At 32.6% G+C, this 14,169-nt stretch carries 16 protein-coding genes; 8 read left to right on the top strand and 8 right to left on the bottom strand.

Going from position 1 to position 14,169, the window contains the following annotated elements; all coding sequences use genetic code 11:
• Positions 1-96 precede the first annotated feature (96 nt).
• Both stpA and arsS read left to right on the top strand, forming a co-directional pair.
• Positions 97-1,296: a glucosylglycerol 3-phosphatase gene (stpA, locus tag AC6EIW_RS00400; RefSeq protein WP_498520684.1), complete on the top strand. Its 1,200-nt coding sequence runs from the start codon at positions 97-99 to the stop codon at positions 1,294-1,296.
• Between the two features lie 74 nt (positions 1,297-1,370).
• Positions 1,371-2,315, top strand: coding sequence for an arsenosugar biosynthesis radical SAM (seleno)protein ArsS (gene arsS, locus AC6EIW_RS00395; protein WP_498520683.1), 945 nt, complete (start codon positions 1,371-1,373; stop codon positions 2,313-2,315).
• A gap of 8 nt (positions 2,316-2,323) precedes the next feature.
• On the opposite strand, the gene AC6EIW_RS00390 is transcribed toward arsS, so the two are convergent.
• Positions 2,324-2,788 carry a Fur family transcriptional regulator gene (locus AC6EIW_RS00390; protein ID WP_498521658.1) on the bottom strand — a complete coding sequence of 155 codons (465 nt, stop codon included), beginning with the start codon at positions 2,786-2,788 and terminating at the stop codon, positions 2,324-2,326.
• A 135-nt stretch (positions 2,789-2,923) separates the two neighbouring features.
• Between AC6EIW_RS00390 and AC6EIW_RS00385 the strand changes: the two genes are divergently transcribed.
• Complete coding sequence (locus tag AC6EIW_RS00385; protein ID WP_498520682.1) at positions 2,924-3,532, top strand: isochorismatase family protein; 609 nt, start codon at positions 2,924-2,926, stop codon at positions 3,530-3,532.
• Between the two features lie 66 nt (positions 3,533-3,598).
• Positions 3,599-4,615, top strand: a complete 1,017-nt coding sequence (locus AC6EIW_RS00380) for a mechanosensitive ion channel family protein (protein ID WP_498520681.1) — start codon at positions 3,599-3,601, stop codon at positions 4,613-4,615.
• A 7-nt stretch (positions 4,616-4,622) separates the two neighbouring features.
• Here AC6EIW_RS00380 and AC6EIW_RS00375 read toward each other — a convergent pair whose 3' ends face one another.
• Complete coding sequence (locus AC6EIW_RS00375; RefSeq protein WP_498520680.1) at positions 4,623-5,645, bottom strand: SDR family NAD(P)-dependent oxidoreductase; 1,023 nt, start codon at positions 5,643-5,645, stop codon at positions 4,623-4,625.
• Positions 5,646-5,938: 293 nt separating this feature from the next.
• On the opposite strand from AC6EIW_RS00375, the gene crtL reads away from it, so the two are divergent.
• Positions 5,939-7,225 (top strand): lycopene beta cyclase, encoded by a 1,287-nt coding sequence (gene crtL / locus AC6EIW_RS00370; RefSeq protein WP_498520679.1) that lies wholly within the window; start codon positions 5,939-5,941, stop codon positions 7,223-7,225.
• Positions 7,222-7,935, top strand: coding sequence for an SDR family NAD(P)-dependent oxidoreductase (locus AC6EIW_RS00365; RefSeq protein ID WP_498520678.1), 714 nt, complete (start codon positions 7,222-7,224; stop codon positions 7,933-7,935). Before crtL ends, AC6EIW_RS00365 begins: the two co-directional genes overlap by 4 nt.
• A gap of 374 nt (positions 7,936-8,309) precedes the next feature.
• On the opposite strand, the gene AC6EIW_RS00360 is transcribed toward AC6EIW_RS00365, so the two are convergent.
• Positions 8,310-8,870, bottom strand: a complete 561-nt coding sequence (locus AC6EIW_RS00360; RefSeq protein WP_498520677.1) for a GIY-YIG nuclease family protein — start codon at positions 8,868-8,870, stop codon at positions 8,310-8,312.
• 184 nt (positions 8,871-9,054) lie between these two features.
• On the opposite strand from AC6EIW_RS00360, the gene AC6EIW_RS00355 reads away from it, so the two are divergent.
• Positions 9,055-9,723, top strand: coding sequence for a glutathione S-transferase (locus tag AC6EIW_RS00355; protein WP_498520676.1), 669 nt, complete (start codon positions 9,055-9,057; stop codon positions 9,721-9,723).
• A gap of 9 nt (positions 9,724-9,732) precedes the next feature.
• On the opposite strand, the gene AC6EIW_RS00350 is transcribed toward AC6EIW_RS00355, so the two are convergent.
• The 3 genes from AC6EIW_RS00350 to AC6EIW_RS00340 all read right to left on the bottom strand — a co-directional run bounded on the left by AC6EIW_RS00350 (position 9,733) and on the right by AC6EIW_RS00340 (position 12,945).
• Complete coding sequence (locus tag AC6EIW_RS00350; RefSeq protein WP_413390142.1) at positions 9,733-9,990, bottom strand: hypothetical protein; 258 nt, start codon at positions 9,988-9,990, stop codon at positions 9,733-9,735.
• 74 nt (positions 9,991-10,064) lie between these two features.
• Entirely contained in the window at positions 10,065-11,450 is a 1,386-nt protein-coding gene (locus AC6EIW_RS00345; protein ID WP_498520675.1) for a sodium/glutamate symporter, read from the bottom strand.
• Between the two features lie 442 nt (positions 11,451-11,892).
• On the bottom strand, positions 11,893-12,945 hold the full coding sequence (locus AC6EIW_RS00340) for a chlorophyll a/b binding light-harvesting protein (RefSeq protein ID WP_498506980.1): 1,053 nt from the start codon (positions 12,943-12,945) through the stop codon (positions 11,893-11,895).
• A 376-nt stretch (positions 12,946-13,321) separates the two neighbouring features.
• Between AC6EIW_RS00340 and AC6EIW_RS00335 the strand changes: the two genes are divergently transcribed.
• Positions 13,322-13,486: a hypothetical protein gene (locus AC6EIW_RS00335; RefSeq protein ID WP_498520674.1), complete on the top strand. Its 165-nt coding sequence runs from the start codon at positions 13,322-13,324 to the stop codon at positions 13,484-13,486.
• A 42-nt stretch (positions 13,487-13,528) separates the two neighbouring features.
• Here AC6EIW_RS00335 and AC6EIW_RS00330 read toward each other — a convergent pair whose 3' ends face one another.
• Positions 13,529-13,771 (bottom strand): helix-turn-helix domain-containing protein, encoded by a 243-nt coding sequence (locus tag AC6EIW_RS00330; RefSeq protein WP_498520673.1) that lies wholly within the window; start codon positions 13,769-13,771, stop codon positions 13,529-13,531.
• A 51-nt stretch (positions 13,772-13,822) separates the two neighbouring features.
• On the bottom strand, positions 13,823-14,158 hold the full coding sequence (locus AC6EIW_RS00325) for a TIGR02450 family Trp-rich protein (protein WP_498520672.1): 336 nt from the start codon (positions 14,156-14,158) through the stop codon (positions 13,823-13,825).
• Positions 14,159-14,169 lie beyond the last annotated feature (11 nt).

Here is a 14,169-nt window from a genome sequence, read left to right as displayed (position 1 = left end):
ATACTGAATATATCTATATACTTATTTAAGGATAAGAACTACAAGAAAGAGTATATTTATTTGAAATATACTAAACAAAATTTTAAAGCTTCTTTTATGAATATTCGTAAAACAAAAGAAGAAATTATTAACACAATAACAAATGAAGAAAATATTCTAATAGTTCAGGATCTTGACGGCGTATGTATACCCCTTGTTCAAGACCCTCTAAAAAGAGAGCTCGAAAGAGAATATGTGGAGGACGTTTCAAAATTAAGAGAGAAGTTTTCAGTTCTAACCTGTGGCGAGCATGATGGTAGAAGAGGTGTTAATCGTTTAGTAGAAAAGGCACTTAATTCAAGAACAAAAGCAAAAGAAAATGGCTTATACTTACCCGGCCTTGCGGCCTGTGGAGTTGAGTTTCAAGATAGATTTAGCAATTCATCCTATCCAGGGCTTAATGATAATGAGATTGATTTTTTAACAAAAGTGCCAAAGATGATGCGATTAATGTTAACTGATGAACTAAAGAAATTTTTACCAAATCTTTCAAATGACTTAAGAACCAAATTAATTGATGTAGCTGTATGTGATACACGTTTCACTCCCACTCTTAATTTCAATGAAATCTTTACCTTGGTTAAAAATGATTTTAAAAAAGTAAAAAGTTTGCAATTGGTAATGGAAAAAATAATGAATAATTTACTAGAAAGTTCTAAAAGTATTGGATTAGAAAACTCTTTTCATCTGCATTTAATGCCAAATTTAGGGGTAAAAAATGGAAAAGAAATTATGAAATATGCGTCTCAAAATGATTTCGGAACAACAGATATACAATTTATTATCAATGGTGCAATAAAAGAGGCAGGTCTTTTATTGTTATTAAATAAATATATTTCAAACAAAACAGGTGTCTATCCTTTTGGCGCAAGCTTCAATGTTAGAAATGCTCCAAAGACACTTAATAAATTAATAGACCTATGCAGAGATAAAATTCCTCGTGATCAAATGCCTCTGCTTGTAGGTATTGGTGATACAGTTACTTCAGTCAAAGATGATAAAAAAAATTCATGGTTAAGAGGTGGAAGTGACAGAGGCTTCTTAACCTTGATACAACGGCTAGGAGAATCATATAAGAAAGATAATCAAGTTATATTTGTAAATAGCTGCAATGATCAAGTATCAAGACCAAGAGTTAATGGAACTGACATGAAAGGCATTAGTGACCCTAATGATGATTTAAAATTTAATATGATTATCAATGATGGTCCACAGGAATATATAAAATGGTTTAGACAATTAGCTAGCAAATTCTAGATTATTAATAAAATATCTTCACACAAATAAAGATTTAAACTATAATGTAAATAGATTAATCATGTATATTTTTTATGGAAATAACTAAAACAAAGTTCCCAAAAATCAAAAGAGATAATCTCGATACTTTACAAATAAATATAGGATATAAATGTAATCAAGCTTGTAGTCATTGTCACGTTGATGCAAGCCCAAACAGGACAGAAATGATGAGTGATGATATTATAGAACTTATCCCGAAAGTCATAAAAGCTAATAACATTAAGCTATTAGACATTACCGGAGGAGCTCCCGAGCTTCATCCTAAATTTAAACAATTAGTAAAAGAAGTTCGTAGTCTTAATGTTGAAGTAATGGACAGATGTAATTTAACAATACTCACAGAACCAGATCATGAAAACTTAGCAAGTTTTTTATCATCAAATAAAGTTCAAATAACAGCATCCCTTCCTTGTTATCTCGAAGAAAATGTTGACAAACAAAGGGGAAAAGGTGTTTTTAAAAAAAGTATATTAGGTCTTAAACAGCTTAATTCTTATGGATACGGTATTAAAGATAGTGATCTAATTTTAAATCTTGTTTATAATCCCAGCGGCCCACAACTGCCACCATCACAAATAGAACTAGAAGATACTTATAGAAGAGAACTTAAAGAAAGGCACGGTATTTATTTTTCAAATTTATTTGTTTTAGCGAATATGCCAATTAATAGATACGAAAAATACTTACAACTAATTGGAAAACTAAACGAATATAATAAATTACTTAAAGACAATCATAACCCCGTCAATCTTGGTTCAGTAATGTGTAGGACGACATTGAGTGTTGATTGGGAAGGTTATCTATATGATTGTGATTTCAACCAACAACTTGGGATGAGGAGAGATGGTGAAATAAAGCACTTAGGTGATCTATTAATTCCATTGGTTTCCTTGAAGAACAATCCTATTTCAATAGGAAATCATTGTTTTGGCTGTACTGCTGGAGCTGGTTCTAGTTGTGGAGGAGAATTAACTTAAAAAAAGGTTTATTTGTTAAGACACATCGGACATAATGCTCTTACATTTAGCGATGATTCTAATAATTTAAATCCAAATTTTTTAGCTGCTGCTTTACCAGCATTAATAACTTCATTATTTTCAAACTCTTCTGTCCTGCCACAGCGAATACAAATCAAATGATGATGATCGGGATGATCGTGACTAAGCAATTCAAACCTATTTCCGCCCTCACTTAAATCAAGTTCATTAAGAAAAGTCATCTTGACCAAGAGTCTTAAAGTTCTGTAAATAGTCGCAAGAGAAACTTTTTCCCCAGAAATTGTCAGTTTGGAATGCACCTCCTCCGCACTGAGATGTATTCCGGATCCGATCTCCTCAAATAAAGAAAGAACTTTTTTCCTTTGAGGAGTCATTCTTTTACCATCTGATCGAAGACCCGATTCAAAAGGAGAAGGATGAGTACGATAAGAAGAAGGAGAAATCAATATCAGCTTTATTTTCTCAATAGCTTAGCGTAATGAGAACCGCCTGCAACACAAATGATATGCAACAAAGTGTTTTTGTTGTAAATGATGTCTATTTTTTATTAAATGATTTATATTTAATTTATACAAAAATATCCTAAAATGGATCAGTTTTCAAGAAAGACTCCTACCTTAAATAGATTAAATAATAATAGGCAAGTAATCTTAGAGGATGAAACATTACTACTTATTATGGATATGCAAGAAAAGCTTATTAATAATATTAAAGGGAATCAACTACTAATATTTAACATAAAAAAACTAATAGATGCATGCAATTTACTAAATGTTCGTATCGCCATTACGGAACAAAATCCATTAAAGCTAGGCATGACTTTAGAATCAGTTTTAGAAAACAATAAATATCCTAAATTTGAAAAAATGGAATTCAGTTGTAGCAAGAACGATCGGTTTATAAATTACATTGAAAAATATGATTTTAAAAATATAATAGTTTGTGGAATTGAGAGTCATATATGTATTCTACAAACATCGATTGATCTTTTATCAAAAGGTTTTAACATCCTTATCCCAAGAGATGCTATCGGGAGTAGAAGTGATATAGATAATGATACTGCTTTTTTACGCCTCATATCTTCTGGAGCAGTTGCATCAACTACTGAAAGTCTAATATGTGAATTATGTAAGAGCTCTAATAGAAAAGAATTTAGGGAGATTAGTAAAATTTTAAAAAATTCATTTTCAAATTAAATAATAAGAAAATAGCTAGACAAATTTTTTTTTTCAGGCAATCTGAAATAAAAGTAATCTGCCATCATGGATGATTTTTATAAAAACATAATTATCTCATTACTTACTTTTAGTGTAGGTTGCATTATTTCCCTAGTAAGTCCAAAAGTCCTAAAAAAGGTTTTAAGAAGAATAACCTCTGCGACACAAAGCAAAACAGATGACTACATAGCTACTCTTTTAATTGAAACTATTAAGCCTTTAGGCTTTATCTTAAGTTTCATTGTCGCATGGAAAGTTTTACTCATTGGTGGAATAGTAGACAAGACATTGATTGGAATAAGCAAGTTTTTATGCCTTATATATATAGTCAGATTTGTAAATAGAGTCTTTTTAAAAATAATTCAAAGATGGGCGTCCAAAATCAATGATCAATCTATCAGTGAAATGATTCGTTCTCTCAGTCCAATGGTTGGTGCATCTGTTTGGAGTCTGGGAGTAATTTTTTATCTTCAAAATATGGGCGTACAAATGGCAGCTATTTGGGCTCTATTAAGTGCAGGGGGTATAGGAGCCGGACTCGCCTTAAAGGAACCCGTTCAAGAATTCTTCGAATACATAACTATCCTCCTTGACAAACCATTTCAAAGTGGTCAGTTTATACATATTGATGGAATTTGGGCAAAAGTTGAGAGTGTAGGTGTTAGATCAACACGTTTAAGGAGTATTAATGGAGAAGCAATAGTTATGAGTAATAGCAGACTCACGAATGGAGTAATCTCAAATTATGCTGAGATGAAAAAAAGAAGACTGGTTCATAAATTGGGGGTGGTCTATGAAACCACATACGAACAAACAAAAAACATACCTGAAATGATCAAAAGTATCGTTGACAATACTGAAAATGCAATCTTCGATCGGTGTCATTTTATCGAATTCGCTAATAGCAGTCTTGATTTTGAACTTGTTTATTACATTCCCACAAGTGATTATCTTCAAGCAATGTCAGCTCAACAAGAGATTAATCTAGAAATAATGAAGAAGTTCCAACATGAAAATATTAGCTTTGCATACCCAACCCAAACAATTCATGTTAATAAATAAAGTGTGTTTATCTAAGTTTTTTATCAATTATTAATTTAGATAATTCCCATAATTTATCAGCTAAATCTTCTCTCTGTGCATCATTACTTATATTCGTTTTCTCAAAAATAAATTTACCTGGCGAAACAATTTTATTACTATAGTAATTAAAACCAGGTTTCTTATATTTAGTTGAACAAGCTAAATCACACAGAAGTAACCCTGCTTGTTTATTTGAGGTAGTTATTCTTAAAATATCTCTGGCTAAAAAGGCAAATAATACCTGACCTAATTGATTATATTTTCTACTATACCTAAAAAAACCTTGACTATCTCTAGAGATAACCAGGCCTGGTGCCCATGCAATAACTGGGATTGATAAGTTTTTTTTTCTCAAATTAGCACTTAATTTTTTTGCAAAAAGAATATTACATAATTTACTATCCTTATATGCTTTATCAGCATTAAATTTACTTCCATCAATCATCTCAAATCCGACACCTAATGCTAATCCTTCTAAGTTTCCTAAGCTGGCCTTAGCTCCTACTCTCCCTCCACCACTGTTGGGATTATGAACCTCTGATGAGGTAATAATTATTTTTGGATTATTACTTTTATCTATCAATGGGAAAATCTTTTGTGTGAGATAGAAATGTGATAAATGATTAACGGCAAAAGTTAATTCCATTCCCTGAGTTGACCATCTAGGTTTTTTTGATCCTGTATATTGAAGGCCCGCATTCATAATTAGAATATCGATCTTCAATCGTCTTTTCTTAATTTCTAAACATAAAGAGTCAATACTTTTCAAATCAGATAGATCCATTACAGGAGTATATATTTCTCCTTTTCTAGATAATTTAGCTGGAAATTGATTGAAAATATTAGTTAATAATTCATTCGCTCTATAAATATTTTTGCATGGTAAAATTAGATTATGGCCAAGAGAAATTAATTTTAAAGCTGCTTGATAACCAATACCTGATGAGCCACCGGTGATAAAAATAGTTAAAGGTTTATACTTTTTCAAATCATCTGATTTACTTGCCATGAATTTGTAGTTTTAATATTTAAATGATTTTGGATTTAAATTCAATTGTTTATTAGTTCATTTTTTAATCAAAAAGTCTTCATATATACTTAAAAACAAAATAAAATCATTAAGTTGATAAAAAACATTAATACTATTCATTGTTAATGCCATCACCAGCTATTGTTGATTCTATAGGCAGAGGTGATTAAAGTGGAAATTCAAAGAGGCAAACAAATAACTAAATATTATTACAAGAATTTTACCTCTATTTTTCGACCCCAACCAAACGGCAATGTTCCTCAAGAGGAACAATGAAGACTAGTGCATTAAAAGATGCTCTAATACTAGGTTCAGGCCCAGGTGCACTATCAATTGCGGCAGCATTAGCAAGTGAAAAATTAAATGTTGAAATCTTATCGGAACAATCTCCAAAGGAGCCATGGCCCTTCACATATGGTATTTGGGGTGAAGAGGTTGACGAGCTTGGACTAAGTCATTTGCTAGAACATCGATGGATTAACACCATTAGTTATTTTGGAGAAGGCGACAAGGATCCAAATTCGAAGAAAAATGAAGTTACAAAGCACAATCGAGATTATGGTCTTTTTGATAAAAATAAATTACAAGCGTATTGGTTACAACAATGCAATAAAGCTGAAATAGAATGGCATAAAGGATCAGCAATCAACTTAGAAACCAATCATTTAATTAGCACAGTTAAGACTTCTAATGGTAAAGAACTAAATGCTCGATTAGTAATTGACGCAACGGGTTACAAACCAGTTTTTATTAAAGCTCCTAACCAAGGGCCAGTAGCAGTTCAAACTTGCTATGGAATTGTAGGAGAGTTCAATACCCCACCCGTTGAAAAAGGTCAATTTGTACTAATGGATTATCGTTGTGACCATTTGGATCCAGAAGAAAGAAAAGAAGCTCCAACATTTTTGTACGCTATGGACATGGGAGATGGAAAGTTTTTCTTAGAAGAAACATCCCTAGGTCTTTTCCCACCAGTCTCACTTGATGAGTTAAAAAGAAGACTGGAAAAAAGATTAGAGACCAGAGGTATAAAAATAAAAAGTCTTGAGCATGAGGAGCACGGATCATATTTGCCAATGAACATGCCTATCCCTGACTTAACGCAACCGGTCCTTGGCTTTGGAGGTTCTGCTGGAATGGTTCATCCTGCATCGGGATATATGGTTGGCAGTCTATTAAGAAGGGCTCCTAAAGTTGCTAAAGCCCTTTCATTGGCAATGAAAGATCAAAAAGCATCCTCAGCCTCACTTGCTAAGAAAGGCTGGCAAGTATTATGGCCATCGGAACTTAGAAGAAAGCAGGCTATTTATAAATTTGGATTAGAAAAATTAATGCGATTTGAAGAGAAGTTACTTAGAGGATTTTTTGTTGAGTTTTTTAGTTTGCCTAATAAACAATGGTATGGATTCCTTACAAATACACTTAGCCTTAAAGAATTAATATCTGCTATGTGGAAAATGTTTAGAAAATCACCTTGGTCTATAAAACAAGGCTTGATGAACATGCATGGTAGAGAATTAAATTTATTATTAAAAGCATTACTAATTAATAATAAATGAGAAAGATTCTTATAAGTGGATCAAGTAGAGGAATAGGTAAAGCGATAGCTTTAAAATTACTTAAGGAAGGACATTACATAAGTTTAGGAGTAAGAAAGAAAGAAGATTTAATCAATACAAAATTAGACCCAAAGTTAAATAAATCAAATAGGTTGATTATAAACAGCTACGATGCAACAAATGAAAATTCATCAAAGGAATGGATAGAAAGAACAGTAAAAGTTTTTAAAAATATTGACACTATAATTCATTGCGCAGGAATTTTTAAAAGAACAAGTCTTATTTTTAAAGATAATGATAAAGAAGATATTGAAAATTTATGGAAAGTTAATGTAATGGGACCTTGGATATTAACAAAAGATTCATGGAAGTACTTATCAAGCAATAATTCAGGACGAATAATTGTATTGGTGTCGATGAGTGGAAAACGATCAAAAGGCAACTTGGCTGGTTATTCAATGAGCAAATTCGCTTTAATGAGTCTATGCCAAACGATGCGAAATGAAGGATGGGAGAAAGGTATTAGAGTTACTGCTATTTGCCCAGGATGGGTAAATACAGACATGGCTAAAGAAATAAATCATTTTCCGAAAAAAGATATGACACAAGCAAATGATATTGCGAATATATGTTCAAATTTACTTGATTTACCAAACAGTGCTGTTCCCTTTGAAATCGCCATAAATTGTCAACTTGAAAAAGCAATTTAGAACAAAAGGTTTCTTTCCCTAAATAGGATTAGTAGTTTTCTTGAATGTGTTCAAGACTCCCAGAATTGCCTTACGGAGATACTTATGAAAGTAATTTCTATAAAAACTTCCAATTGCTTTACCTACAGAATATGTTCGTTGTATGAGACCAACTATAAAATTAAAAAGCCACAAACATAGCAAAACAGTGATAGCCAAAGAAGCGATAGAGTAGACCTTATTAAGCTGTTCTTGTATTGGTTCTAAAAACTGAAGGTAATCAGAAATGTTCATATTTTCTAAAGAACCTTAGCTATTAAGTATCTTTATAGCCTTAATTCAATTATCAAGCAAGAAATTATAAATTATATGTATAGAAACAAAATGGCCTCAGATCAAAATGCAATTGAAAAATGGGAAAGAGTATATAGTACATACGCGGATGAAGTCATCGAAATAGCAATCAAAAAGCCATTTAATCTGTTTGAAACCGTCGAGAAAAGCGGAAGATCATCAACATCGTAGCCACCAAAGCTACCAAAAATTGCAAGTGACCACATAGGAAGAGAGGAAAATAATATTGAAAGAAAAAAACTAAAAATCAACATATTATTTATTAGAAATGAAATCAAAAAAGCTATAGCTGCAAATAACAAAGACCCATTTAAACCTATTCTTAACTCTTCATTTAAAGTTTTTGGTAATTTACTTTTACCTTCTAAATGTTTTCTACAATTATCAACTTCTGATTCGGACAAACGAAAATAGTTCGTATCTGGGATTCTTTTTTTCTTATAAAGTCTTAGCAATCTCGCCTGAAAGGATTTGGGATCATTAGTTTTGAAAGAGGATATTATTTCACAAGATTTCATTTTTCTAGCCTCACTTTTCAAATCAGAAGTGCATCCGAGTTTATATAAATCACCATTTTTCATTAAATAAACAAATTCTGACATAATTTAATTTTCTTGAGAAATGATGCGATTGAAATATAAAAACAATGGATTATATATTTATAGTAAAATATAATTTCCAAGGAAAAACATAAAGGATATGCTTATGAAGCATATCCTTTATGTTTTATAAGATTCACTAAACATATATTGGAATAGGTCACAAGATGATTTTAACAGGAAAATTATGAAGCACAATATTCTATATAGCTTTAGACGATGTCCTTACGCCATTAGAGCTAGATGGGCTTTAGTAAATACAAATCAGACAGTGGAGTTAAGAGAGGTCATACTAAAGAATAAACCTATTGAATTAATTCAAATCTCAAAGAAAGCAACTGTACCTGTATTGAAAACTAGTTTAAATAAAGTAATTGATGAGAGTCTAGACATAATGATCTGGAGTATTGAAAGATCAAATATGCATGCATTGCTTGGTAAAAATAGTGCTAAATCACAAGAAATATATAGTCTCATAGAAACAAATGATAAAATATTTAAATATCACTTGGATCGATATAAATATGCATCTAGATTCAATTTAGAGGAATCAGAAACTCATCGAACTGCTGGCATGAAAATACTTTTATCTTTAAACAATAGATTAAAAGAATTTTCAAATAAAGGCAAACCGCTATTTCTTGTTGATGCAAAAGAAACTCTAGCGGATTGGGCTATCTGGCCATTTGTAAGGCAATTTAGAATTGCGGAAATCCAAAAGTTTGATCAAAACCATGAAATCAAGTTCTTAAGAAGTTGGTTAAATTATTATTTAACTCACAAAAAGTATTCAGTAGTCATGAAAAAGAATGAACCTTGGTGCAAGCAAAATGATCCCATTATCTTTGGAGAATAAAGTAGAAAGTCATTCTGAGGCCCTTCTTTTATCAATGATTCTTGATAGTTCTAAGAAATAGCCAGCTGTGCAAAATTTACCTAAATTTCTATCTCTGTTTCCTATATCGCTCCTAAACTCGGCAGTCTCTGCCATAACTAAATCCAACTGATCCTGAGGCAACTCATAAAGTTCTCTTAATTCAACCTCTTTCCCTAGAAGGTGACTTTTAAACCATTTTTCTTTTAATTCTTGTGGAGGAATATCTTTGTAAATTTGTCGGTTCATATAAAAGGGGGGAGAAATAGTTTATTAAAACTAACATTTTTTTAAGTTTTGACTTCTCTTAAGTGTATTAATTGTCATGCTGAGGCTTTAATAAATTTGGACTGCAAAGATATTGCGACTGCGCATAAAGATAATGAAATTACTCCACAAAATTCTGTCCACTCCCTAAGCCCAAAATTACTAATAAACAAAGGTGCTATTACAGTAATTAATCCTCCAGAAAGAAGCGGTTGAAGAAATAATTGCTTAACAGAAAATACAGGTAAAGTATTAGTAGAATTTCTTGGATCAGCCAATCTCAAAAGCAATAGTCCACTGGCTGCAACCCCCGTTGAATTTCCAAACTCTGCTATCGCTCTTTCAAACCATTCTTCTTTAAAAAATAATTTAGAAAAAATCAACATCCCTGCAAGATTCCAAACTAACCCCCCAATGGCTAAAATAGTTATGGGTAACCAGTAGTCAATCAATAAAGGTAAATTCAATCCCGCCATAGCAGTAATGATAAGCAAATCTGTTGAGAGTATCCCAATCTCACGTTGAAAAAGTGATGAGATAAATTTTGTATTCCCAGTTTTTTCTAATGAAAATCTTATAAGAAATGAACCAATTAAAGCCAATGGAAACACAGGGAAAGCTAATATCACCTGCTTACTTATATCTCCTAAGTATTGAGAAGATAGTCTTAAAGAATAGAGTAAAAAGATACCAACTAATACCGCTAATCCTGCCAGAGCAAAGTTATACAGAAGCAACTTAAATTGTTCAATTGGTTTAAATTCTAAATTTATATCATTTAAATCATTTCTGATCTCTTCTTCAGCAGGTACTAGCCATCCAAAGAACCTACCTAGCACAACCAAACCGCTCCCTAATAAAGTTGAAGATAGTAAGCCTACAGTTGCCATAGCAAAACCTAGATCTAAGCCCTCTGGGAAACCTAACTTCCTAAAACTGTCTCCCATGATTGCGGCAGCCCCATGTCCTCCTTCAAAACCAACCTCTATAATGCATCCCATCAGTGGATCTACCCCTAAATAAGGAAGTAGAAATGTCAATACAATTATCCCACCAACAACATATTGGCCAAAACCCAGAACAAGTCCCAACAATGCCTGCGAGGCAACTGGTTTCCATAAAACGCTGATTCTTGGAATAGGTCTCCCTAACATTAAAGTCGCAAAAACCAAGGTAAGCAAAGGAGTCGGCAATTGCATCCATGTACTCAAAACCCTTTCGGGCAATAATGAAAAAGGTCCATAAGGACCAATTAAAAAGCCTAATGCTCCAACTAAAAGGGCTATTGGAATACCAAATCTTTCTAACTTCATTGCAGAATCCAATCTTCTACCCAGGGTTAAAAGAATCCCTATGATTCCAAGCAACCCCAAGGAAAGGACTAATGTTGGGATTGCATTAATTTTATATAGGTCATCAAAACCAAGGATCAACTGGCTCATCTATTAGTTCACTTACGAAATAAATAAAACCTAAAAAAATAATATCCCATATGAATATTTAATATCCAAATCAAATTTTGTTCTTATTATATCTCAACCAACTCTTTTAATTCCCCCTAATTTTTAGTAAATATCTGATTAAGCATGAATTAGCTCATGATTAAGTAAATTTATTTATAATAAAAATAAAATTCCATATATACTTAAGTAATAAAAAAATATCTGCATTTGAAATGAGCTCAGGAAAACCAATTTTTAATATTAAATCTAATTAATTGCTTTTTTAGGTATTTATAAATTATAACTTTCTAGTTATAAGTTTAAATAAATCATTCAATTAACATTGTCCATTACTCAAGCATCAAGCAATAAAAAATGACGCTACTCAATAAAAAAGACCCTCATAAAGAGTGGCCTTTTTTATTGAGTTAATTTTATTTAACTACTTTAATGATACAGAAGCAGTATCAAGATTACTCAAAGCATTTGTTACTCGTTTGAAATCGAATCCCATTGCCCTTAGAGCATGCCAAAGATGACCTTGGATAAAGAAGAACCCAAAGTAATAATGAACGTTAGAAAGCCATGCACGAGATGTATGAGCCCCGTTAGGTAGATCAACAGTATCTATCCAGTAAGGAGAAATGCCAAACTTAAGTGCTAATGGTTCACCGAACCATTCAACCGGATAGACAGTAGTATTTTGCGCGCACCAGAATGCTGCAACAACTGCCATCCAGCCAATACCAGCTAGAGACCAAGAAAGAATAGCTTCTGCGGAAAGAAGACCAGCTCCTTTGAACTTCGTATATTCTCCAACTTGCTTAGTAGCGATATGGAAGGCTCCACCAGTAATTTCCAAGAAAGCCAAGAAAGCATGACCTCCCATAACATCTTCCAAACTATCAATTGTAAGGAAGTCAAACTGGTGATCCCAAATATGACTCAAATTAAGGTCATATTCAACCTGGCGAATAGCACCAACAGCAGGATCATAAATTCCATGAATTCTGGCCCATTCAACGAACCAAATACAAGCAACACCAAAGAAAATCAAATGATGTCCAAGGATGAAAGTCTGGTTGTCAGGGTTATCCCATTCAAGTTTAAATTTCCTAGCTTGAACTACTGAGGAGTCCTGCATATCGCTAGAGAAAAGCAATGAATGCATTAATCCACCAGCGCCATAAACCATGGACAAAACTAAGTGAACGACTGCAATTGAAACGACTGCAGTACCACCCACAAAAGTACCTGTCTCATCAAAACCTAAACCTAGAGCTGCTAAATGAGGAAGCGCAATTAAAGGCTGATGACCCATTGGTACAGATGGGTCAAAACGAGCCAATTCAAATAACGTGAAGGCACCAGCCCAGAAAGCAATCAAGCCGGTATGAGCGGCATGTGCAGCAATAAATTTGCCTGAGCGGTTGGTGACCCCTGAGTTGCCAGCCCACCACCCGTAGGTGACACCTGGATTTCCATAGGTCTGCATTAGAAGTGCAATTTTTTCAAAACCGATCGGAGATTACTGCAAATTCACGAAATAAACATGCAAGAGAAAGAATCTGTAAATTTTTTTTATTATTTAAATCCCACAGAACTAAAAAAATTATCAGAAAAATAATTTTTGAAATAGAAAAAACAGAACGCAGAGTATTAATTACATATGAAACCATGCATTCCCTCAAACTAAGAATCTTTTAATTAAAGAATTGTTTGATACATAAAAAACATTTATATCAGGCATTCGAAACCAATCAAGGGAAAAAATCAATACAATCACACTCAAATATGTAATTAATATAAAAGATCAATTTGCTGTCTTTATTTACAACTATTAAATAATTAAATACATTTATGTTAAAGCCATGGTTTTGAAACGATTTAATGGCCTAGAGATGGAGACAGAGGATCACTATAGAGAAAAAGCGAATTCCTATAGAACTTCCCCTCAATATGGGAAAATGATTTCTCTTTATCCAGTTCTTGAGTCTACTATCAAAGAATGTAAAGGAGAAAATCTAGTAGCTTAAAACACAGTATAAAAAAAACTACTCATTGAAATCTTTTATTGGTTAAGCAGCTATATGCTGAACCGAAACATGATTTTCTTTCCAATTTTCAACAACTTCTTTACATCGACTTATACGATAAAAAGGTTTTGGTTTCCATGGCAATTGATCTGGATCAGTCGAACTTCTCCAATGAAAGCCAGGTTTCAAATATCCTTCTTCTCTCAAAGACTCTAACGTTTGCTCATTAACTTTTAAAAAAGCACTAGCATCTTTTTTTGACAACCAATTAGAAGGCTCTATCATCTTTAGTAAATCTTTCTCTTTTTTTAACGTAAAGATCTCAAAAAAGAAAGATTATGTATTGCGAAACCAGGGTCTAATGAAATCCTTGGTTATGGGTATTGTTAAGCCAGAATCAATAGATAGATGAGTAAAGGTATCAGTTATTTTCTCAATGCTATTAATACCCTCAAAATTCTTTGAACAATTTCTTTCATTCCATCCACATTCCCAATAAGATGAATCAATTAATTGAGACCAAGAAACTTTCACAACCAAGCTCGATTCAAGAACAGAAATCAAGATAACCCATCTATCCTCGAGTGTGCCTCCATAACTAATAGCGACAAAATGTGTCTGTCCTTCAATTAAAAATTTACTAGTCCATGCTTTTAAAGGAGGCCAAATCATAAAAAGGTAAA

Source organism: Prochlorococcus sp. MIT2308 (assembly GCF_059772345.1).
The sequence above is the reverse complement of the archived record's forward strand: the minus strand, read 5'-3'. Positions and strand labels throughout refer to the sequence as shown.